The organism is Cephaloticoccus capnophilus (assembly GCF_001580045.1).
Classification (GTDB): Bacteria; Verrucomicrobiota; Verrucomicrobiia; order Opitutales; family Opitutaceae; genus Cephaloticoccus; species Cephaloticoccus capnophilus.
On sequence record NZ_LSZP01000021.1, the window covers coordinates 1 to 22846 of the forward strand.

Consider the following 22846-nt stretch of genomic DNA (forward strand, 5'->3'; position numbering starts at 1 on the left):
TCCCACCTCGCCCAAACGGGTTATCACTCTACTTCCCCTTCCTTGTCGCAACGCGACAGGGGGAGGGGCTTCAAATTTGGGAATTGGTTTCGTCGCGAAGCGACGGGGCCAATTCCCAAATTGAACGGAAGCGGTCACTGACCGCCGCCCCACGCGCAGTGGAGGTGTCTGTGAGCTCTGACATTTACCTTGTGGGCAGGGGGAGGCGGGGCTGCGGCTCGCGTTTGAAACGGGAGCAGGCCCTAGGCTTGTGTCGCTTTACCCCTTAACCGCTCCGGCAGAGAAGCTGCGGACGAAGAACTTCATCGTAAATAGCAGCATGATGAGCAGGGGGACTGAGGAGATGAAGTACGTGGCCATAATTTTGCCCCACGGCTTCACGTATTCGCCTTCGAGGTAGATGAGGCCTACTCCGAGCGTAAAGAGTTCTTGGTCGCGCAGGATGATGAGCGGCATCATGAAATCGTTCCACCCGCCCATGAAGGCGAAGATGGAGAGGGTTCCAATGATGGGAGCGGCCATCGGAATTACGATGTGCACCATCCGCTGGAAATGGCTGGCCCCGTCCATTTCAGCCGCTTCGAAGAGGTCTTTGGGGATGTCCTCGATGAAGTGGCGCAGGATAAAGACGTTAAGTACTTGGCCGCCCGAAACGCCGAGGATGATGAGGGCGAAGAGCGTATTGAGCAGGTGCAGCGACTTGAGCAGCATGAACACTGGCACAAAGGTCCCGACGCCTGGCATGATGAGCAGAATCAAAAACAGCGTCCACAGGATCCCTTTGCCTGGCAGTTTTGAGCGGGCGAAAAAGTACGCTCCGAGCAGCGCGAAAAAGAACGTGCCGAAGGTGGCACAGGTGGTGACGAAGACGGTGTTGGCGAGGTAGGGGGCGATGAGCTTTATCCCGAAGCTCCAGTTACTCCAATCCCACTGGCTAATTGGCAGTGGGAGCCAAGGTTGTTGGAGAAAAGTGCTCGTGTCTTTAAAAGACACTTGGAGCATCATGTAGAGGGGGAACAGCTCAATGCCGATGAGCGTCATCAGCACGATGTGCTTGGGCCAGTCGTACTGCCGACGTTTTAGAGGACGAGCGGCTTTGGTGGCGTTGGGAGAGGGGGCAGTGGAGGCAGACATGGGGACAGGAGCTACTGATGCGCGGGCTTTAGGAGCGGCCAAGTTGCGGGGCTTATTTGTCTATGCGGATGTAGCGGTTGTTGATGTAGGTGAGCCCTAGGATGATTAGCCCGAGGATAATCCCTAGTGCGCAGGCGTAGCCGAACTCACCGGCGACAAAGGAGCGGTTGTAAATCCACAGCCCGGGCACCATGCCCCTGCCTCCTGGGCCGCCCGCTTCGTTTAGCATGAGCAGTTGGAAGCCGAAGCCGCCTAGGGTATTCATCACCATCAGAATCAAACTGAGGCGGATCTGGGTGAGGATCAGAGGCAGCTCGATGTAGAAGAATTTCTGAATGGGGCCGATGCCGTCGAGGTCAGCCGCTTCGTAGACCTCTGTGCCGATGGATTGGAGTCCGGCGAGGTAGAGTAGGACGCCAAACATCCCAATCCACGGGAAACCCCAGATGAACAGCGTGGGCAAGATGAGTTGCGGCTGCCCGAGCCAAGCGATCGGCACATCCTCAAAGAACACGCCCCACCCGAAGAAGTTATCTACCGCGACGAGCACCGACTTGAAGCCAGTGGCCTCAATCAAGGCATTTAACCCGCCGATGTTGGGGTCTAGGAGGAACTTCCAGATGAACAGGCTCACTAGCGAGGGCACGATCATCGGCACCACCAAGAGCACGCGATACACATATTGCCAGCGGTCGCTCTTTAGTCGGTGGATGAGGACGGCTATGATGACCGAGGGCCACATCTTTATGAGGTTAAAGATGAGCAGTAACCCGATCACCTTAAACGAGTTAAGAAAGGTCGTATCGGTAAATGCCCGCCCATAATTTTCCCAGCCTGTGAAGCGCTTGGCGTCTCCGCCCCCCCACTCAAACACGCTGTGATAAAAACCACTCGCGACGGGGTAGTACTGGAAGGTGACGACTAGCACCAACGAGGGGATTATGAAGAAATACAGCGGCCAGTCGCGCAGGATCTTCTTGTGGACAGTGTACCTAGGCATCGGTTTGGGGCGCACCGCACGGCGGACTGGCTAGGGGAAGCTAGATGCGACCGTGGGGAACTACGCTTTTGGGGAGAAAGCAGAATAGGACGGGGAAATGGGGTGCCCCACGATGAGTGGATAATCCCCAAGCTTCCAGTTCAAAAAATGTGAGACGCGTTTTTTATGGGCTAGGGTCTGTTCCCGTTTCAACCGCGAGACATCTGGCTCGCGGCTCGCCACTCACGTGTGCTGCGCACGCTCGCCGCTGGCTAATACGCTTTTTTCCACTGCGCGTGGGGCGGCGGTCAGTGACCGCTTCCATTTAATTTGGGATTTCGCAACGCGCTATCGCGCGAAAGCGAAATCCCAAATTTGAAAGCATTCTCCCTGTCGCGTTGCGACAGGGAGGGGAAAGTAGAGTGATAACCCGTTTGGGCGAGGTGCGAAAAATTACCCATAAACTCCCACCTCCAAGTTCTACCGAGCGCTTGGCTGCCGTGCGCATGCACGGCTGCCAAGCGCTCGGTAAATGGGTGCAGCGACACGCTGCCGCCCCACGCGCAGTGGAAGCTCAGAGAGAGCGGTCACTGACCGCGCGGACGGTCGTGAACCCTTTCTATTTTACGGGCTGAGCCGTAAGCAGCAGCGCTGTTCGCGTTTGAAATGCGAGCAGGCCTTAAAGCGGAGAAGTCACCGTCGCTAAATGCGTGGATACGAGGCTCGCACTGCGCATATCTTGACAAAAATCCGCCTGCGGTCCCTCTCCGCGTCCATGTTACAAGCTCCAGCCCTCTCGTCCGAATCCCTGCTCTCTGCGCTCAACTGGCGCTACGCGGTCAAACGCTTCGATCCTGCGCGTAAAATCGCTCCCGAGCTTTGGTCTGCGCTCGAAGAGTCGCTCGTCCTCACGCCGTCGTCCTACGGGCTGCAGCCTTGGCATTTTATCGTGGTGACTGATGCCGAGAAAAAGGCCGCGCTGCGGGAGGCGGCTTACGGCCAATCTCAGGTCAGCGACTGCTCGCATTTTTTGGTGTTTGCGGTGCGGCGTGAGTTTGGGGCCGACTATGTCGAGCAGCATCTTGCGCGGGCCTGCGAGTTACTCGGCGTTACGCGCGAGTCGCTTGCGGGCTTTGGGAAAATGCTCAATGGGGCTATCGAAGGCGCTCGGGCGAGCGACAGCCTCCATTCTTGGCAGTCGCATCAAGTCTACATCGCGCTGGGTAACTTCCTGACCAGTGCCGCGCTCCTCGGTGTGGATACCTGTCCGCTGGAAGGTTTATCGAAGGACAAGGTGGACGAGGTTCTTGGGCTTACGGGGAGCGGCTACCGCGTCCAAGTGTGCTGTGCGGCGGGCTATCGCGCTGCGGACGATCGCTACGCGGAACGCCCCAAGCTGCGCTTGCCCAAGGAAACGCTGTTTACGCACGTTTGAGTGGCTCGACTTGTGCGCTATGCGCACTGCCCTCAAGGTTCTGTGTATCATGCAAGCCATTACCTTTACTGCGGTTGATTCGCTGTGCTTCGGCTCCGTCCCTGAGCCGAAACCCGCTCAAGGCGAAGTGTGCGTGTTGTTGCGCGCCGCGGCGCTTAATCACCGCGATCTGTGGATACTGCGCGGACAATATGCGGGGCTTCAGTGGCCGATCATTCCGGGGAGCGATGGGGCTGGCGTGGTGAGTGAGCTGGGCGCGGGCGTTTCCCGTGAACTCCTCGGGCGTGAGGTGATTATCAACCCTGCGCTCGGGTGGGGCGAGTCGGCAGCGGCACAGGGGCAAGCGTTTTCGATATTGGGGCTTCCGCGCGAAGGCACACTGGCCGAGCGGGTGTGCGTGCCTGCCGATCAGCTCGCTCCTCGCCCCGAGCATTTGGACTGGTGCGAGGCCGCTGCGCTCCCTCTCGCCGGGCTGACCGCGTGGCGTGCGCTGGTCTCGCGTGCTCAAGTCCGCGCGGGCGAGCGTGTCCTTATCTCGGGCATTGGCGGAGGCGTCGCGCTTTTTGCGCTGCAATTTGCGGTCGCGCTCGGCGCAGAAGTTTGGGCGACGTCGAGCTCCCCCGAGAAGCTCGTGCGTGCCGCCGAGCTGGGCGCGCGCGGCGGCTTTCTTTACACGCGCAGCGATTGGGCGCGCGAAGCCGTGGAGCAGTCGGGCGGCGGTTTCGATGTGATTATCGACAGCGCGGGTGGGCCGGGTTTCGAGTCGTTGATTGATGCCGCGGCTGCTGGCGGGCGAATCGCATTTTACGGGTCGACGCGTGGTAACGTGCCCGAGCTCGCGCTGCGCAAAGTGTTTTGGCGGCAGCTCTCGCTTTTGGGGTCGACGATGGGCAGTCCGGCAGACTGGGCGGCGATGCTCGATTTCGTTAACCGCAAAGAGCTGCGCCCGATAATCAGTGCGCACTATCCGCTCGCCCAAACTGCCGAGGCCTTCGCTCTGATGGAGCGCGGCGAGCAACTGGGCAAAATCGGCATCACGATTTGAGGCTCACCTGCGCTTGTTTACGTACCGGGCATTTGTCGCTGTCCGTTTTGCTCCGATTGCCCTTCACCCCAGTGTTATGAAAATCCTGATCACCGGTGCAGCCGGATTTATTGGCAGTCACACGAGTGAGCGGCTTTTGGCCGAGGGGCACGAGGTCCTAGGCGTTGATAATTTCCGCACCGGGCATCGTCGAAATCTCGACGCGGCGCTGCGGCAGGCTCTGCGCTTTGAGCTCGTCGAAGCGGATGTGGCCGAGTCGGGCGTGCTGGACTCGCTTTGCGCGCGTTTCCGGCCCGAAGCCATCATCCACCTTGCGGCACTCGTGAGCGTGCAGGAGAGCATTGCCAACCCCGCACTCAACCACCGTCTCAATATCACGGCGACTGAGCATGTCGCCTCCGCCGCCGCCAAGCAGGGCGTGCGCCGGATCGTCTTTGCCTCGTCTGCCGCCGTTTATGGCGATGTGCGTGCGCTGCCTATCGATGAGGCCGCGCCGAAACAGCCGATCAGCCCTTATGGCGAGGCGAAGTTGAGCTCTGAGTCGATCCTGCTGGATAGCCCGGCGGCTGTCGCGGGCGACTGTGTCGTGCGCTGCCAGCGGTACTTTAATGTTTTTGGGCCAAGGCAGGATCCGGCCTCGCCGTACTCGGGGGTGATTTCGGTTTTCCAAAACTGCTACGCCGCAGGGCGAGCGCCGACGATTTACGGCGATGGGCAGCAGACGCGGGATTTTATCTCGGTGTACGATGTCGCGCGGGCTAACGCGCTCGCGGCGACTTCGGCGCGCACGGGCTTGGCGAGTGGCGTTGCCAATATCTGCACGGGGCGGGCGACTTCGCTATTGGAGAGTGTGCGGATTTTCTCGGTGGAGTACCCCGATGCGCCGCCGCCGGTATTCGCGCCTGCGCGCAGCGGCGACATCGTCCACTCGTTGGGAGATCCCGCCCGGGCTCGGGCCGAGCTGGGCTTTGAGGCGGAGTGGACGGTGGAGCGCGCTTTGGCCGAGCTAATTCGCGGCGCGCGAGCGGCGTGAGGAAAACACGCAAGTGCGCTTTATCTTGCGCCCTGCCGCTGAGGCAGGCTTGGCAGTGGGCATCGTGATGACACGCAACTGTATCCTCCCTGGCACGGGCCGCATCGGTATTTTGGGCGGCGGGCAGCTTGGCCGCATGCTTGCCCAAGCCGCGCAGTCGCTCGGATTTTCGGTCGCCGTTTACGAGCCACAAGTGGCCTGTCCCGCAGGGGCAGTGGCGAACCAAGAAGTGAATGCGCCCTATGCCGACCTCGATGCGTTGCGCGACTTCGTGCACGGCTGCGATGTGGTGACTTACGAATTTGAGAATATCCCGACTGCGCCGTTAAAGGCTTTGGAGGCCGCAGGGCTTGGGCAACGGCTGCGGCCGGATTGGCGGATTTTGGAAATCGCCCAAAATCGGCTGCGCGAGAAGACTTGGTTGCGCGATCAGGGGATTCCGCATGCGCGTTTTGCCTCGGTACCGGAGGGCGGAGACTTGGCCGCTGCGATTCGCGAGGTCGGGCTGCCCTGCGTGGTGAAGACCGCTGACTTTGGCTACGATGGGAAGGGGCAGTTGAAGCTCACGAGCGAGGCGGAGATCGCCGCTGCGCAAGCCCAGTTTTCCGGGCAAGCGGCGGTGGTCGAGCAGTGGGTAACGTATCAGTGTGAGCTTTCGGTCGTGGTGGCGCGTGGGGTGGGCGGCGAGTTGCGCACGTTTCCGCCTGCCGAGAACATCCACACAAATCACATCTTGGATATCTCGATTTTGCCCGCGCGGGTGCCGCCCGGGATGATGGCGAGGGCCGAAGCCTTGGCAGTCGAGATCGCGCAGAAACTCGGGCTCGTGGGGGTGCTGGGAGTAGAGCTGTTCTTGACGGAAAGTGGCGAGCTACTCGTCAACGAGTTGGCACCGCGTACGCACAACTCGGGACACGCGACCTTGGATGCCTGCGCGACTTCGCAGTTTGAGCAGCAAGTCCGCGCGATTTGTGGACTGCCGCTGGGCTCGGTCGCGCCGCGTGCGCGTGTCGCCGTGATGGTGAATGTTTTGGGGGATGCGTGGTTCCCGCAGCGCGACTCGGCTGTCCCGCAGACTCCAAATTGGGCGGCTCTTTTGGCCGACGCGCACACGAAGCTGCATTTGTACGGAAAAGCCGAGCCGCGCCGTGGGCGCAAGATGGGCCACTTTACCGTGCTGGGCGACGATGCGGAAGAAACCCTCACCCGCGCTCGTGCGCTCAAAGCCCAACTGCACGCCGCAGGCTGAATCGGCCTCGTCCCTTCGGGCCGCGCCGCGTCGGAGGCAGATTTCCCACTACGCGTGGGGCGGCAGGCTGTGCCTGCACCCATTCAATTTGGGATTTCGCATCGCGCTATCGCGCGATCACGAAATCCCAAATTTGAAAGCACTCTCCCCTGTCGCGTTGCGACAGGGAGGGGAAAGTAGAGTGATAACCCGTTTGGGCGAGGAGGGGAAAATCACTCATAAGCTCCCGTCTCCAAGTTTGGGGTCCTTTCTACCGAGCGCTTGGTTGCCGTGCGCAAGCACGGCGGCCAAGCGTTCGGTAAATGGGTGCAGCGACACGCTGCCGCCCCACGCGTAGTGGGAAAAACGGGAACAGCCCCTAGACTGCTGCTAAGTATCAGTCCTTCGATTGCTGGACTGCTCACTGCTTGAAGCCCGTGGCATAGTTTTACGTAGGGGGCATGATTTTCTTGAATCAGGGGCGGTGCCTGTGCTCTGTGCGCCTCTTCTCGGTGAGTGCGGCTGCGCGCTCGCTGACCTACACAACTAACAAACCAACCCTTCCCCCACCTATGCACACGCTTCGATTTGCCGCGTGGTTTTTACGCGCTGTTTCAAGCTTAGTGGCTGCTGCGTTCGGCGGCCGCCGCGCGCGGTCTTTCGCTTCGCTTTCGCTCGCGGGCGTATTGGCCGCGCTCCTGGTAAGCGCTCCGCTCGCCCTAGCCCAGTCGAATGTCACTGGTTCGCTCTCCGGTCGTGTCGCGCCCAGTGCGAGTGTCACTGCCGTAAATGTTGAGACGGGTTACTCCCGCACAACGACCGCTACGTCTTCTGGCTCATTCAGAATTACCGCCGTCCCCACCGGTCGCTACCGCGTGAGTGTGGAGGGCGAGGGCGAAGTCCTCGTCGAGGTGTTCATCGGCACGACGAGCAACGTGAGCATCGGCAGCGACTCGATCGTGGAGCTGGAGCGCTTGGAGGTCAGCGGGCTCAGCGCGTCGTTTAGCCCGATTGATTTTGGCCGCACGGAGTCGGTGTCGATTTTTGGCGCGTCGCAACTCGAAGCCCTACCTGTTGCGCGCAACACGAGCGCGATCGCGCTGCTCGCCCCCGGCGCGGTGCAGGGCGACACGGCTTTCGGCAACCTCATCTCCTTCGGCGGTGCGTCCGTCGCGGAAAACGCCTACTTCGTGGATGGCTTTAACCTGAGCGACTTTCGCACGGGCACCAACCCCATCGAGCTGCCCTATGAGGCTTACGAGCAGTTTGAGATTAAGAGCGGCGGCTACTCCGCTGAGTTTGGCCGCTCGCTGGGCGGCGTCATCAACGCGACGACCAAGACCGGCACGAACACCTACAAGGCCGGGGCCAATGTCTTCTACATGCCCGATTCCAGCCTAAACGGCAAAAACCCTGACCGCTACTACACGAACCAAGCAGGCACGCCCAACACGCTTTGGAGCTACAACGGAGCGGATAAGCGCGAGCGGCTCGAAGCCAATATTTGGGCGAGCGGCCCCCTCATTAAGGACAAGCTCTTCTTCTACGCGCTCTACAACGCCAACGAGATTAAGAACGAAGACGTGCGCGCGGGCGGCAGCCGCATCCGCCGCCAAAAGCAGGATGACCCACTCTACTTTGCCAAACTCACCGCCAACCCCTTCCCCGGGCACACGCTGGAGTTTACCTTTATCGAGACCGAGAAGGAAACGCTTAACACCGATACGGACTACGACTTCGCCACGAAGACCGATCTCGGCACCGATCCGACCACCATCACGAGCAAGCTCGGGGGTGACGTAAAAATCGCTCGCTACGTTGGCAGCCTCAGCGACCGGCTCACCGTCTCCGCGCTTTGGGGCAAAAGTAAGAACGACCTGTCCACCTTCGGCAGCACCGATGCCGAGCCGCTCGTCCTCGACGCCCGCTTTGGCCCCGCGCAACGCCTCTCCGGCACGCAGGCTGTCGTCGAGCCTGGCAGCCTCGACGAGCGCGAGGCGATCCGGCTCGACGTGACCTACGGCTTCTCGCTCTTCGGCGAGCACCAGCTGCGCGTCGGCTTCGACCGCGAGGACAACTACTCCAACGTCGTAACCGGCTACTCCGGTGGCGGCTGGTTTCACCGCTACGCGACCGTGACGCCCGGTGCAACGCTCGGCGGCGGCATCGTCCCCGCTGGCGTCACCCAAGTCACCCGCGACCGCTTCTTGGAAAATGCAGGCAGCTTTCAAGTCACCAGCGACGCCTACTATATTGAGGATAACTGGACGACGCTCGACGGCCGCTTGCTTTTCCGCTTGGGCGTTCGCAGCGAGAATTTTGAAAACTTCAACGCTGCGGGCGAATCCTTCGTCGAGATGACGCAGCAAATCGCCCCGCGTCTCGGTGTGGCCTACGACCTCTTCGGCGACCAAAAGACAAAAATCTACGCCAACTACGGACGTTACCACATCCCCGTCGCCTCCAACACCAACGCCCGCCTCGCAGGCGGCGAGAAGTTCACCGAAGAGTGGTATGAACTCCTCGGGGTAAACGCCGACGGCACGCCCATTCGCGGACGGCAAATCGGCACGCTGCAACTGCTCTCGCCCGGGACGATTCCCAACAAAGACAGTATCGTCGACCGCAACCTCGACCCGATGTATCAGGACGAGTTCATCGTCGGCATCGACCACGCGCTCAGCAAAGACTACCGCGTCGGCCTGCGCGGCACCTACCGCGACCTGAAGAGCACGATGGACGACATGATCATCGACCACGCGTTGACCGATTATGCGCAAAACGTGCTCGGCCTCGCCGGGGCCGACTTCATCGGCTATCAGCACTACGTCCTCGCCAACCCCGGCAAGAGCATCACCACGCTCTGGGACTTCGAGGACGGTAACGGCGAGCAACTCGTGACGCTCACGCCCGAGCAACTCGGCTTCACCGAAGGCAAGCGCAAGTATGCCGCCATCGAGCTGCTCTTTGAGCGGATCTGGGACGGCAAGTGGGCCGCGCAGTTCTCCTACACCTGGTCGCAAAACTACGGGAATACCGAAGGCTGGGTCTTCTCCGACATCGGCCAAGACGACGCCGGCCTCACCCAGCAATTCGACACGCCCGACCTCCAGCGCAACTCCTTCGGCTGGCTGCCCAACGACCGCCGCCACGCCTTTAAGCTCTTTGGCACTTACGCGCTGACGAGCGAGCTGACGCTCGGCGCAAACTTCCGGCTCACCTCGGGCCGCCCGCTCAACTACATGGGCTGGTATGACGACTCGGTCACCGGCACGGGCTACGGCGAGGACTACTACCTCAAGCAACGCGGACACGCCGGTCGCCTCGACTGGGTCTTTAATCAAGACCTCAGCCTGCGCTACGTGCCCAAGTGGGCGGGCCGTCGCCTCGCGCTCCAAATCGATGTGACCAACCTCCTCAACAAGCAGACGGTCATCCAGCGCGACGAAGTCGCCGAAATCGACAACACCGGCACCCCTCGCGCCGAATACCTGCTGCCGACCGCGTGGCAAACCCCGCGCCGCGTGACCTTCAGCGCAAGTTACGGCTTCTAGCCGCTGCGTGTTGTTTTATTTGGACTGCAGGTGTGGGCGAGCAGTGACCCGCCGCCCACACTTTAACTTTAGAAGCGACCGATTTCACATCGGTCGCTTTTTTTATATCCTCAGTCCAAGCTTCCCATCATTGCACATTAGCGATATGGGGCGCGCGTCATAGGCGCGTCATTATAAATCTTGGAATTTTATTTTCTTTCCATAGCAAGTGAAGCCTTTGGTGAATCCGAGGTCTATAGCCCTTATTGCTGCCGCAAGAATATATTGGTTAAGGCCATCATATTTATCATACTCAGGCTCCAAAAGATGGGATTGCTTGCCTCTATCTTTTATTGAGCGAAAATAGCCAATTGTTCCATCTCGCCCAGGCGGCATGCCATAAGGCGCTTGCGTATTATCGGGGATAGGGATGGTGAGTAAAATCACGTATTCTCGATCTGAAGGATAGCGTAGGAATTTTTTATAAACCCCAATGAGGTCTGAGCATACGGAATTAATGTGTAAAAGCAGCCTCCATCCCGACAGGTCTTCAATGTTTATTCTTGGCAAAATAGAATCAATATAAGTATTTACTTTTCGCTCAATTGGGCCCATGTTGGCAAAATTCCAAATCCCAGGGACTGATGTCGGCATGGTGGCCCTTACTTGTTTAACTTTTTTATCTTTCATTTTTATATCTCCTGGCTTTTTTATCTTTCATTACGGGCAGTGCTCTCAAAAGCAGGGTGGCACTGCCTAAGCAATAGGCAAAGCGGTCGGTTTTGTAATTTTGTGTGGTGATACAAACCTCTATTACCCGTAATAGCTTGCCGCAAATAGAGTGAAAAAAGAATAAAGCATAGCGACGAGAGCGAACCCTAGTCTTCCCGATCAAAACCAGGGATCTCATCGCCATATTTAACAGTCATGCCACTGAAAATAGCTTCTATATAAGCCTGGTCGTAAGGGGCCAATGCCATTTCCACTTCTCTGTATTGCTCATCACTATCAGGGTAGACGATGTCTTTTGCATCGGCATCATACCAAAGCTTCTTGGTACCCATTTTAAAGAATCCATATTTAACCGGGTGAATAATGTCTGTGTGGTAATCGGTCAGCACCATAGGTCTTTTGTTGAAATAGGACTTGTGGAAGTGATTCACAAGACTTAAGATCATGTCGTGGATTTTTATTTCTTCTTTCTTGATATCTTCTGACCACTCATCCAGTCGGCAGACTCGATTGTAAATGTCGGCGAGCGGTAAGTTAATGCTCTTTCGATTGCTGCGGGTGTTGCAGTCATATTTTACGTATCCAAATACGCCGTTTACACCGTCTCGGAACGGAACGAAAAAAACACTGCCTAATTTAAAATCTGTAACTTTTGGTTTATCTTTCATTTTTATATCTTCTTAGCTGTTTGTATTTTATTACGTATTCTTTTATTTTTATGCTTTGCCCCAAGCTCCCCTCGTCGTTGAAAGGCGATATGAGGCGAGCGTCATGTGCGAGTCATTATAAATCCTGGAATTTTATTTTCTTCCCATAACAGGTGAAACCTTTGGTGAAGCCAAGGTCTATCGCCTTTATTGCTGCCGCAAGAATATATTGGTTAAGATCGGCGTATTTATCATACTCCGGATCCAGAAGATGGTTGTGCTTGTCACCTGCTGAACGACAAAAAAGGCTAATTTTCCCATTGGCGCCAGTCGGCATGCCATAAGGGGCTTGCGTATTATCTGGAATGGGGATGCCAATCAAAATGACATATTCTCTATCTGAAGGATACCGTAGAAATTTTTTATAAACGCTAATGGAGTCTGTGGGTAGATAGCTAATGTGGAGTTGTAGCCTCCATCCCGATAGATCCTCAATGTTTATTCTTGGCAAAATGGACTTAACATAAGTAGCTATTTTTTTGTCAGTTGAAAATACGTCAGCAAACTTAGTAAGCCCAACAACTTCAATCCCCAGGCCGATGCTTAGTTGTTTAACTTTTTTATTTTTCATTTTTAAATCTCCTGGCTTGTTTATATTTCATTGGTGTTTCTATGAGGGGAGCGTAATGGGCAAGTCATTATAAATCTTGAAATTTGATTTTCTTGCCGTAACAAGTGAAACCTTTGGTGAAGCCAAGGTCTATCGCCTTTATTGCTGCCGCAAGAATATATTGGTCAAGATCATCATATTGATCATACTCAGGATCCAAAAGGTGGGAGCGGTCGCTTCTTGCTGGACGAAAAGAGCCAATTGTTCCATGTTTTCCAAGCGGTAGGCCATAAGGCGCTTGAGTATTGTCTGGTATGGGGATGGCAATTAAAATTTCGTATTCTCTATCTGAAGGATATCGTAGAAATTTTCTATAAACTCCAATGAAGTCGGTGCATGCGTAAGTGACATCGAAATTTAGCCTCCACCCCGATAGGTCTTCCATGTTTATTCTTGGCAAAATAGACTCAACATAAGCCGCTATTTCATTTTCAATTGAAGATATGTTAGCAAAGCTACCAAGCCTGGGGACTGCAATCCCCATGCTGAACCTTACTTGCTCATGTTTCATTACGTACTCCTTGTGTGGTAGAACAATGACATTAACGGTTTGGGGGATAGATGGATGGTGGATGCGCTGCGTCGCGTCCCATTTTTAAATCACGATTTGCGTTTCTTTTTGAAAAAATACTCATAGCCCAAATGTACAAAAAACGGAATGTACATCAGAAGGTACAAAACAGCGATCAATAGAACGAATAATTCGGCTATGATGGATGCTATTAGCCCTACCAGTCGTGAGAATAGCGTGTTCATGTCTCTGCGTTTACTATTTTTGGTGAAAGATAATACATTATTAGGAGTTACGAAAAAATAAAAATAAATGTCTACATTTGAATAAAAAGACCATGGTTGACATGATTATGGGATTGATTGCGATTCAGAAAAATCATGTCGATTATTATAAATCTTGAAATCTTAATGCTTTCCCCTCACGAGCAAAGCCTTTGGTGAAGCCAAGCTCTATCGCCTTTATTGTTGAGGCAAGAATATATTGGTTAAGGTCGGCGTATTTATCATACTCAGGATCCAAAAGGTGGAAGTCGCTTTTTCTTTTTAGCTCAAGAGGCTCAATGGGCTCATCTTCGCTACGCGGCATGCCATAAGGCGCTTGCCTATCATCGGGGATGGGGATGGCAAGTAAGGTTACGTATTCTTTATGTGAAGGATAGGGCCCCAGTTTTTTGAGAATTGAAATGCATTCTGCGCAGACGTGATCAATGCCTACAGTTAGCTTCCATTCTGATAGATCTTTAATGTTTATTCTTGGCAAAATAGACTTAATATAAGTGTCTATTTTTTTGTAAATTGAACTCATGTCGGCAAAATCATCAAGCCGCGGGACATTATTCCCCATGACGACCGTTACCTTTTTATACTCCATTACATATTTCCTCTGAGGGGAGGGTAGTCTGCGAGTCTCTATAGAGCTTGAAAATTTTAATTCTATCCCCCCATCCGTGAAACCTTTGGTGAGGCCATATTCTATAGCCTTTATTGCTGCCTCTAGAATATATTGCTCAAGATTGTCATAGTTATCATACTCAGGATCCAGCGGATAGAAGTGCTCGCTTTCTACTGGAGGGAAAGAGCCCGTTTTCCCATTTTCGCCGGGCGGCATGCCATAAGGCACTTGCGTATTATCGGGGAGGGGGATGGCAATCGAAATTACGAATTCTCTATGTGCAAAATCATAATCAAGGTTTTTATAAATTGCAATGCGGTCCGTGCAGAAGGAATTAATGCGAAAAATTAGCCTCCCTCCCGATAGGTCTTCAATGTTTATCCTTGGCGGAATAGATTCAAGATAAGTATTTAGCTTTCTGCTAATTGAATTTATATTGGCGAACTTACCAAGTTTAGGGACTTTAATCGCCATGCGCGCCCTTGCTTGCTTGTATTTTATTGCGTGCTTCTTGTGAGGGGGGAGTGGAGTCTCTATAAAGCTTGAAAATTTTATTTCTTTCCCATCACAAGGGAAACCTTTGCTGAAGCCAAGGTCTATAGCCCTTTTGGCTGACACAAGAATATATTGTTCAAGGTTGGCATATTTATCATACTCAGGATCCAAAAGATGGCAGCCGGTGCCTCTTACTGAACGAAAAAAGCCAATTGTTCCATTTCCGGCAGGTGGCATGCCATAAGACGCGTGTATATTATCGGGGATGGGAATGGTAATTGAAATTTTGCATTCTCTATCTTCAGGGCACTGTTTGAATTTTTTATAAATTGCAATGAAGTCTGTGCATGCGGGTTCAATAGATAAGGCCAGCCTCCATCCCGACAGGTCTTCAATGTTTATTCTTGGCAAAATGGAATTAACATAAGTAGCTATCTTTTTTTCAATTGAATTTATGTTGGCAAAATTATTAAGCCCAAAGACGCCAAATCTCGACATCCTGACCGCTACTTGTTTATTTTTCATTACGTATTCTCTTGTTTTTACGCTTTAGTAAGAAATCCTCTCGTCGCTGAAAGGCCATATGGGGGGAGGGGCATGAGCGAGTCATTATAAATCTTGGAGTTTTGTTTTCCTCCCATAGCAAGTGAAGCCTTTGGTGAGGCCAAGGTCGCATGTGGCTACGTGAACTGAAGCGCGTAACACTGCTCTTGGGTGAGATCTGGAAACAGGCCGCAGCTCGGAGTGGGTGAGCCGAGTTTGCGAAAGCGTTGCCAGCCTTTGGGGCGAATGATGCGCGCTGAGTGCGAGAGTTCTACACTCCCGACTTTTACCTCGCCTAGCCCGCCGACGCGGAAACGAAGCTTCACTCCCGGCGTTTTGAGTGGCACGCGGTGCGTGTGCCGAAGGGTTCCGCGCCGCTTCGCGGCAGCGCCCAGAAACTCAATCGTGTAGCACTTTTTTCTCTCCTGCCATTTGCCGTGTGCCCATTCATCGACTGCGATCCAGTGCAGCCCGGGCGCAAAGTCCCAAACCGTATAGCGCAGCCAAGGCGAGCGGCCTGGGTCTGCGCCTGACCAGCGTTTCAACTGCTGCTTGTCGGCGGCGATTAACTCCAGATTGGGCGCGTGCGCGTCGGGCCTCCGACTCCCTGCCCACATCGCTCGTGCGGCGGCTTCACCTGAAGTAATCGCGTGCTCGAATCGTTTCTTGTCTGCTGCGCTTCGCCCAAATCTCACGAACCAGTCGCGTTCAGCGAGGTAGAGCCGGTAGCGCAGGCTGGCCGCCAGAGCGGAGAGTTTCTTCGGCCAACGCGCCGCCGCCTTGGCCGCCTTTTTGAAAAACGCTCGCTCTTCATTGGGCCGCGCTTCGCTGATCTCGGTGGCGAGCGACCAGTCCTTATTGATCTCCCAGCGCGCGTAACCGGTGAATGGATACCGATCGGCAGTGAGCAGGCGCGCAGCGATTTTGCGCGCCTGCTGCGGTGTCGTTCCAAAGACGCGCGCGACTCCGGCTGTTAGACGTTCCTCGGGCGAGGGGGTCTTAACTGCGAGTGCCGCATCGACGAGCTGTGTCGTTTCAATCGCGAGTCGGCTTGGCTCCCAACCAGTCATGAGCAGCCCGCGCGCTCCGACCTCCTTGCAGCGGCGTTCCCATGAGGCGAGGTTGCCGAGTCGGTCGCCAAAGTGAGGCAAGGGCTCGTGCCGGAAGGCTCCATTCATCGGGCAGCCCCAGTACTCGATGCCGCGTGAGATTAGCGGCGTGGCAAGGTCGATCTCCCTAAAATTAAACAGTTCTATCTTAGGGCTTCGAGGAAACGGGTAGTAGTACCAGTCATAGGCGATTAGGTCGCGTGGCAGCAGCGGAATCGCCTCGGGGAGGAAGTGGAGCATGTCGGCCCACATCCCCATCCTCAGCCCAAGTGAGCGCGTCAGCCGCCGGAGTTTTCTCACGTAGCGCGCGAAGTGCGCGGCTAGGCCGATGCGGGCAATCTCAGCTCGCGAGCGCGGGTGGCGACCTAGGTCAAACGATTCGTCGAGCCCGACATGCACCTTGCGGTCTGGCGTGGTGCAAAAGGGCTGCATGTCGCGCAGTAGTTTCTCGGCGACCTCGAGCGTGCGCGGATGCAGTGGGCAGATTTGCCCAGTGGGCCGCGGCGATCCGTCGGGCGCGCGCAGTTCGTTGAGGTCGCGCAGTTCGGGCACCTTGATGAGGTATTGCGTGTGCCCGAGCAGGTTGACGATTGGCACGACACCGATGCCGACCGCTGCTGCACGGGTGACGAGCCGCTCCATTTGGCGGGTGGTGTAGGCGCCGGGCCGTGCAACGTTTGGCAAACTGGGGAACTGGACTGCGTCTTCGAGATGCAGGTAGAGCTCGGTAAATCCCCAGTCGGCGTAGCGCGGGACTTGCTCAAGTAACCAATCCAAACGCTCGATCTGCCGCGCTAAATCCCAACTCCAAGCCCGTGCTGGGCCGCCCATTTTGGCGCGGGGCTCGTCGGCCCCGCGCGGGTGGACTCGAGTGTTATTCGCGCACATCGGGCTGCGGGTGCGTCGAGTTTAGGGGCGGCTCCAGCATCTATTTCAGTGCTGCCCAGCGTGTGGCGATCATCTGCTCGAGTTTGACGATGTCGGCGGCAAAGGCGCGGATACCCTCGGCGGTTTTTTCGGTGGCCATCGCGTCTTCGTTGAGCGCGTAGCGGAAGCCTTTTTCGTCGAAGTTGACCTTGGCGACCTCGGCCTTTGCGGCGGCGCTCGGGTCAAGTTTGCGGACGAGGGGCGCGGTCGAGCTTTGCAATTCGGCGAGCAGCGCGGGGGCGATTGTCAGGAGGTCGCAGCCTGCGAGTTCGAGGATTTCGCCAGTGTTGCGGAAGCTCGCGCCCATGACTTCGGTCGCGTAGCCGTGGCGTTTGTAATAGGTGTAAATCTCGGTGACGGAGCGCACGCCGGGGTCTTCTGCGCCGATGTAGTCGCGACCGGTGGCCTTTTTGTGCCAGTCGAGGATGCGGCCCACGAAGGGCGAGATGAGTTGCACGCGGGCTTCGGCGCAGGCCACGGCCTGGGCGAAGGAGAAGAGCAGTGTAAGGTTGCAGTGGATACCTTCCTTTTCGAGTTGCTCGGCGGCTTTGATCCCTTCCCAGGTCGAGGCGATTTTGATGAGGATGCGTTCGCGCGCGATTCCGGCCTGTTCGTAGCGGGCGATTAGCTCACGCGCTTTGGCGATGGTGCCCGCCGTGTCGAAGGAGAGGCGTGCGTCGACTTCTGTCGAAACGCGGCCCGGGACGCTCTTTAAAATCTCGCAGCCGAAGAGCACGAGTAGCCGGTCGATGGTTTCAGAAAGGCCCTCTGCGCTCGTCGCCGCGCTGGCCGTGCTGCTGCGGCTATCGGCGATGGCCTTTTCGACGAGCCAAGCATAGTCGGGCATGCTGGCGGCTTTGAGGATGAGGCTCGGGTTGGTGGTCGCGTCTTGCGGTGCGTACTGCTTGATGCTGGCGAAGTCGCCAGTGTCGGCGACTACGGTCGTGAATGCCTTGAGTTGGTCGAGTTGAGTCGTGGCCATTTTTTTGTGGGTGTTTGGGTTGGGAGTGAAAGGAGTAGTGCGGCCGGCAGAGTGCCGGACACCGAAGGGATACGCAAACTAGGCCGCGGGTTCGTTTTGATCAGCTAAAAATTCGGCGAGCCAAGCGCGGCCTGTGGCTTCGTCGTGAAATTGCCCGTCGAGTTGGGCCTCAAAGGCGGTATCGAGCACGGCTTTAAACGCGGGGCCGGGCTGCCAGCCGAGCGCGATTAAGTGGCGCCCTAGGACGAGCGGCTTGGGCGCGGCATCGGCGAGGGCGAGTTCGTGCGCCTTCGCGCCGAGTGCGTCGATACGGGCGAGCGTCTCCGCGTCGTGCAGCGGAGGCCGCCCGTCGTGGTCGGCGCGCATGATGACGAGCAGCTCTTCAATTGTGGCGGGCGCGAGCCGCCGTGCGAGCCGCCGCACTGCCGAGTCGGAAAATGCGCCCTGTGTGGATTGGCCGCTGTAGTGCGCGAGGTGATTTTTCACCAGTGGGCAAACGTGCGTGGCGATTTCTAGCGGGGCACCGATGCGGTGCAAAAACGCCTCAGTCGGCGCAGTGCCCGCCGCTTCGTGCCCGGGGCTTAGGATGCGTTTAACGCCGCTGCGCTCGCCTGCGAAAGTCGTCGCCGGTTTCCCAAAGTCATGTGCGAGGACGGCAAACGTGAACTTGCGGCGCAGTGCGGGGGTAGCCGCTTGCCAGGAGTCGAGTGAGACCAGCGCGTCGAGGCAGTGTTGAGTATGGGTAAACACGTTACCCTCCGGGTGCCACTGCGGGTCTTGCGGTGTCGCGTCGAGCGCAGCGATTTCGGGAAAGTGGCGGAGCCAGTCAGTCTCCTTTAGCACGTCGAGTCCGCGCGAGGGTTTTGTCGCTTTGGTGGCCCACTTATCCCACTCGCCCCAGACCCGCTCCAGTGCGAGTTCGCGAAACGTATCAGAGATTTTCCTACACAGGGTGGCCGTCTCGGGCGCGAGGGCAAAGTCGAGCCGCGCGGCGAGTTGGAAGCCGCGCAAGACACGCAGCGGGTCTTCGCTGAATGCCGCGCTTGTGTGTCGGAGGATGCGGCGGCGCAGGTCCGCTTGGCCGTCGTGCGGATCGATCAGCGCATCGGCGAAGGGGTCGTAGGCGATCGCGTTTATCGTGAAATCGCGGCGTGCGGCGGCCTCGGCGTCGCTGAGCTGTGGGTCGGGCGTAATGGCGAAGCCGCGATGCCCCGCGCCTTCCTTAGACTCGCGGCGCGGCAGGCTAAAATCGTATTCGCGACCGCGTATCCGAAGTTTGATTACGCCGAAGCTGCGCCCGACTAAGTCCGTGCCGCCGAAGCGGCCTAGCACGCGTTGCAGCGTGGGGAAATCGACGCCCGCGACCTCGATGTCGTAGTCGTGCGAGGGCCGCCCAAGTAGCCAGTCGCGCACGCCGCCGCCGACGAGGCGCGGCCTGCCCACACGGCGCACGGCTTGGAGCGCAGCGAGCAAATCAGGCGGGAGCTTCATTGCGGAGGCGGACAGAAAGAGCGCGGGGGCGGGAGGAAAGGCGGCGGCTACAGCGGCCTTACTGGGATTATTTCTTGCCTTGTTTGCCCATGCTCAGGGCCGTGGGAATCAGGTAAGCCCAGGCGAAGATAAAAGCCACGCCGCCGATTGGCGTCACGGGGCCGAGCCAGCGCGGGCCGCCAAGCGCGAGCCAGTAGAGCGAGCCCGAGAAGAACACGATGCCGAGGCACCACGCTAAAATGGCGCGACGCAGCCAGCGCGCTTCGACGGATTGCTCGCTGCGACTCGCGAGAAAGAGCGAGGCGGCGAGGAGCACGACCGAGTGGAGTAAGTGGTATTGCACAGCCGTTTCCCACGCGGAGAGGTGCCCCGTCGCGAGGAGTTGGGGCCGGAGTGCATGCGCCCCGAAGGCACCGCAGATAATGGCGAGCAGACCGATCACTCCGGTCAAGAGAAGGGCAACACGTGCGGACATGATGGGCGGAACTCCAAGCGCGGGATAGCCGCTGCATCAACGCCCAAAGAGTCGCTAGGCTCCTTTATTTCACGGCAGGCCCGCTGGGAGGCGCGGCCTGCCCACGCGGCGCATGTGTGCGTGCGGGGCGCATTCCCGCGATTTACGAAAATCGTGGCGCGAGCCCCTCGTAGAGTTCGTGGATGAGCGCCTCTGTCGTGGCCCAGTCGATACAGCCGTCAGTAATCGACACGCCGTAGCGCAGCTTGTCCTTGGGCTGGGGGAAGGGCTGGCTGCCTGCCTCTAGGTTGCTCTCGATCATCGCACCCATGATGGAGCGGTTTCCGGAGGCGATTTGAGCTAGGAGTGCGCGCAGGACTTCGGGCTGGAGCTGTGGTTTTTTAGCGGAGTTATCGTGCGAGCAATCGACGAGGATTGCGGTAGGCGGGAGGCCCGCTTTGGCGAGCGTCGCCTCGGCGCTGGCGATATGCTCGGGCGAGTAGTTGGGGCCTGCGCTGCCGCCGCGCAAGACGAGGTGGCAATCGGGATTGCCACGTGTGCGCACGGCAGAGGCTGCACCGCTGCGATTGATGCCGAGAAAGGTTTGCGGCTGTGCCGCGGCGAGAATCGCATTAATCGCGGCGCGCAGCGTGCCGTCCGTCCCGTTTTTAAAGCCCAGCGGCATGGAGAGGCCCGAGGCCATTTGGCGGTGCGTTTGCGACTCAGTGGTGCGTGCGCCGATCGCCGCCCAGCACACTAGGTCGGCGATGTATTGCGGGGTGATCGGGTCGAGAAGTTCGGTCGCGGTGGGGAGCCCCAGCTCGAGGACTTCACGCAGGAAGGCGCGTGCGCTGCGTAGCCCGGCCTCAATGTCATGTGAGCCATCGAGATGCGGGTCCATGATGAGCCCTTTCCAGCCGACGGTGGTGCGCGGTTTCTCGAAGTACACGCGCATGATGATCATGATGCGATCGGCGACCTTGGGGGCGAGGGCGGCGAGTCGCCGCGCGTAGTCGCGGCCCGCCTCGAGGTCGTGGATGGAGCAGGGGCCAATAACGAGGAGGAAGCGGCGGTCGTCGGTAAAAAGGATGCGGTGCAGATCGTGCCGCGTCTGCGCGACAAAGCGGGCGAGCGCATCACTGGCAGGCGTTTCGGTGATCAGCTCGGCGGGCGTCGGCAGGGGGCGGGTTTCGGTGACGTTTAGGTCGGTGGTGGTTTGCATGAACAATAAAGCGCTGAGTTTTGGGCGACTGCTTCCGGGAGTGCAAGGGGCTCTCGGGCTCAATCGAGCCAATCTGCCACAGTCGCCGTTTTCCTTCTGGGCCCGCTCACCGCCTTTTTCGCTCTCTGTGGGGCTTTTGGAATCGACAAAAAAAGTGGCCGGCCGCTTACCCCTAAGCGACCGGCCTTTGCTTTCTTAGTTACCCCAAAACTCCCGCTATGCGGGAGAAGTGTTAAACTGACGGTTTTGAGAGATAGGGGGACTGCCCGGCTCGTCAACTGAATCTTGTGAAATTTTTCAAAAAATAACCGTAACTCCTTGTTAAGCAGTAAAATAAAAAACAAAGCGATGTCGATTACGCCCGAACTCTCATTCTTTCCGTGGAAACCGGCCTGCTGGCTGCGGGTGCAGGGGCCGGATGCCTTTAGCTTTCTCCAAGGGCAGTTTAGCAACGATTTGCGGGGGCTCGCCGGAGGGCTGGGCGGCGATTCTGGCGTAAGCGGGGGCGATGAGGCTGCGGTGTTTAGCGCGTTAGCCCGCGCAGTCTACGGGCTGTGGCTCGATCGCAAAGGACGGATTTTGGGCGACGGTTTTGTGCTCCGCGTTGGAGAGGAGTGCTTCTTTATTTGCAGTTACGAGACTTCAGGGGCGGCTCTGCGTGCGCACTTGGAGAGCTTCATTATCGCCGATGAGGTCGAGCTCTTCGATGAGACTGCGGAGGTGCTGGGGCTGACTTTTTTTTTGAAGGAGGGCGTCCCTTTCTCTCTGGATTTGGCCCGCGCGGGGCGTGTGTTTGAGGGGCGCCGTGGAGCCCGGGCGATCGAGTGCGTCGGGCCTGCTGCGGCGTGCGCTGAGCTGATCGCGCAGCTCAACCCGAAAATGGAGCTTAGCGCAGCCGAAATGGAGCGCCGGCGGATTTTGGCAAAAGTGCCTGCTGTGCCACGCGATCTCGGGAGCGCAGATTTGCCGCAGGAGGGCGGAGCCTCCTTTGAGCAAAGTGCCGTCTCGTACACGAAGGGCTGCTACTTGGGCCAAGAGGTCATGTCACGGCTGCGCTCCATGGGGCGCGTGCGGCGCAGCTTGGTTTTGGTACGGAGCGAGGGCATAGCCCCGAGCGAACTGCCTGCACCGCTCTATCTCGGTGAAAAACGAGTCGGCGAAATGCGCTCGGTCGTCGCTGACGAAACTCCCGGTGGCTTTGTCGGCTTGGCATCGGTCTCCTTACACGGGCTCCCAACAGGAAGCCTGCGCCTTTCACTCAGCGCCAATGGCCCTGCTGCCCTAAGCGCCGAGCTGCCAACCGCCTAGCGCTGAACTCCCGCTGGCTGATACGCTTTTTTCCCACTGCGCGTGGGGCGGCGGTCAGTGACCGCTTCCATTCAATTTGGGATTTCGCAACGCGCTATCGCGCGAAAGCGAAATCCCAAATTTGAAAGCACTCCCCCTGTCGCATTGCGACAGGGAGAGGAAAGTAGAGTGATAACCCGTTTGGGCGAGGTGGGGAAAATCACCAGTAAACTCCCGCCGCCAAATAAAACAGCCTGCGGCCCCACGCGCAGTGGGAAGAATAGACTCTAGGGGTAGGATGGGGTACCCGTTCGGAGAACGGATAGGGATTAGGCGATTTTGGGCACCTGATGATTATTTAAGGCGGTGGAGGGCGTATCGCAGTCTGTGCCTATGTCGTGTCGCACGTTTCTTTATATTACTTCTCTACTCGGGTGCTTTCATTTGCAAAGCGCTTATGTATTAGCAGAACTTACCCCCCCCCCCCCCCCCCCC

Annotated in this window: 18 protein-coding genes; 6 read left to right on the forward strand and 12 right to left on the reverse strand. The window is 57.4% G+C overall.

Annotated elements, in window-relative coordinates; all coding sequences use genetic code 11:
- Positions 1-258 precede the first annotated feature (258 nt).
- Positions 259-1134: a carbohydrate ABC transporter permease gene (locus AXK12_RS02480; protein WP_068711196.1), complete on the reverse strand. Its 876-nt coding sequence runs from the start codon at positions 1132-1134 to the stop codon at positions 259-261.
- Positions 1135-1186: 52 nt separating this feature from the next.
- Positions 1187-2134, reverse strand: a complete 948-nt coding sequence (locus tag AXK12_RS02485; protein ID WP_068711197.1) for a carbohydrate ABC transporter permease — start codon at positions 2132-2134, stop codon at positions 1187-1189.
- A gap of 754 nt (positions 2135-2888) precedes the next feature.
- Between AXK12_RS02485 and AXK12_RS02490 the strand changes: the two genes are divergently transcribed.
- The 5 genes from AXK12_RS02490 to AXK12_RS02510 all read left to right on the forward strand — a co-directional run bounded on the left by AXK12_RS02490 (position 2889) and on the right by AXK12_RS02510 (position 10408).
- Positions 2889-3548 (forward strand): NAD(P)H-dependent oxidoreductase, encoded by a 660-nt coding sequence (locus tag AXK12_RS02490; RefSeq protein WP_068711198.1) that lies wholly within the window; start codon positions 2889-2891, stop codon positions 3546-3548.
- Between the two features lie 19 nt (positions 3549-3567).
- Positions 3568-4593 (forward strand): zinc-binding dehydrogenase, encoded by a 1026-nt coding sequence (locus AXK12_RS02495; RefSeq protein ID WP_231863493.1) that lies wholly within the window; start codon positions 3568-3570, stop codon positions 4591-4593.
- A gap of 76 nt (positions 4594-4669) precedes the next feature.
- Entirely contained in the window at positions 4670-5626 is a 957-nt protein-coding gene (locus tag AXK12_RS02500) for an NAD-dependent epimerase/dehydratase family protein (RefSeq protein WP_068711199.1), read from the forward strand.
- A 25-nt stretch (positions 5627-5651) separates the two neighbouring features.
- On the forward strand, positions 5652-6875 hold the full coding sequence (locus AXK12_RS02505) for a 5-(carboxyamino)imidazole ribonucleotide synthase (protein WP_197456965.1): 1224 nt from the start codon (positions 5652-5654) through the stop codon (positions 6873-6875).
- 602 nt (positions 6876-7477) lie between these two features.
- On the forward strand, positions 7478-10408 hold the full coding sequence (locus tag AXK12_RS02510; protein WP_231863494.1) for a TonB-dependent receptor: 2931 nt from the start codon (positions 7478-7480) through the stop codon (positions 10406-10408).
- Positions 10409-10579: 171 nt separating this feature from the next.
- On the opposite strand, the gene imm9 (AXK12_RS08445) is transcribed toward AXK12_RS02510, so the two are convergent.
- The 10 genes from imm9 (AXK12_RS08445) to AXK12_RS02550 all read right to left on the reverse strand — a co-directional run bounded on the left by imm9 (AXK12_RS08445) (position 10580) and on the right by AXK12_RS02550 (position 21064).
- A complete protein-coding gene (gene imm9, locus AXK12_RS08445) occupies positions 10580-11077 on the reverse strand; it encodes an Imm9 family immunity protein (RefSeq protein WP_082782584.1) in 498 nt (165 codons plus the stop codon).
- Between the two features lie 188 nt (positions 11078-11265).
- Positions 11266-11787, reverse strand: coding sequence for a hypothetical protein (locus AXK12_RS02515; protein ID WP_068711201.1), 522 nt, complete (start codon positions 11785-11787; stop codon positions 11266-11268).
- Between the two features lie 115 nt (positions 11788-11902).
- On the reverse strand, positions 11903-12397 hold the full coding sequence (imm9, locus tag AXK12_RS02520; RefSeq protein WP_068711202.1) for an Imm9 family immunity protein: 495 nt from the start codon (positions 12395-12397) through the stop codon (positions 11903-11905).
- Between the two features lie 67 nt (positions 12398-12464).
- The gene (gene imm9, locus AXK12_RS08450; RefSeq protein ID WP_082782585.1) at positions 12465-12947 is read right to left on the reverse strand and encodes an Imm9 family immunity protein; all 483 of its coding nucleotides are present in this window, start codon (positions 12945-12947) and stop codon (positions 12465-12467) included.
- Positions 12948-13337: 390 nt separating this feature from the next.
- A complete protein-coding gene (gene imm9 / locus AXK12_RS08455) occupies positions 13338-14861 on the reverse strand; it encodes an Imm9 family immunity protein (RefSeq protein ID WP_082782586.1) in 1524 nt (507 codons plus the stop codon).
- A 155-nt stretch (positions 14862-15016) separates the two neighbouring features.
- Positions 15017-16819 carry a family 20 glycosylhydrolase gene (locus AXK12_RS02530; protein ID WP_197456966.1) on the reverse strand — a complete coding sequence of 601 codons (1803 nt, stop codon included), beginning with the start codon at positions 16817-16819 and terminating at the stop codon, positions 15017-15019.
- Positions 16820-16916: 97 nt separating this feature from the next.
- Positions 16917-17897, reverse strand: coding sequence for a transaldolase (tal, locus tag AXK12_RS02535; protein WP_068711205.1), 981 nt, complete (start codon positions 17895-17897; stop codon positions 16917-16919).
- Positions 17898-17975: 78 nt separating this feature from the next.
- Positions 17976-19388: a CCA tRNA nucleotidyltransferase gene (locus AXK12_RS02540; protein WP_068711206.1), complete on the reverse strand. Its 1413-nt coding sequence runs from the start codon at positions 19386-19388 to the stop codon at positions 17976-17978.
- A gap of 67 nt (positions 19389-19455) precedes the next feature.
- Entirely contained in the window at positions 19456-19863 is a 408-nt protein-coding gene (locus AXK12_RS02545; RefSeq protein WP_068711207.1) for a DUF423 domain-containing protein, read from the reverse strand.
- Positions 19864-20005: 142 nt separating this feature from the next.
- Entirely contained in the window at positions 20006-21064 is a 1059-nt protein-coding gene (locus tag AXK12_RS02550; protein WP_068711208.1) for a 3-deoxy-7-phosphoheptulonate synthase, read from the reverse strand.
- Positions 21065-21412: 348 nt separating this feature from the next.
- On the opposite strand from AXK12_RS02550, the gene ygfZ reads away from it, so the two are divergent.
- Positions 21413-22372 (forward strand): CAF17-like 4Fe-4S cluster assembly/insertion protein YgfZ, encoded by a 960-nt coding sequence (gene ygfZ / locus AXK12_RS02555; RefSeq protein ID WP_156468805.1) that lies wholly within the window; start codon positions 21413-21415, stop codon positions 22370-22372.
- Positions 22373-22846: the final 474 nt, after the last annotated feature.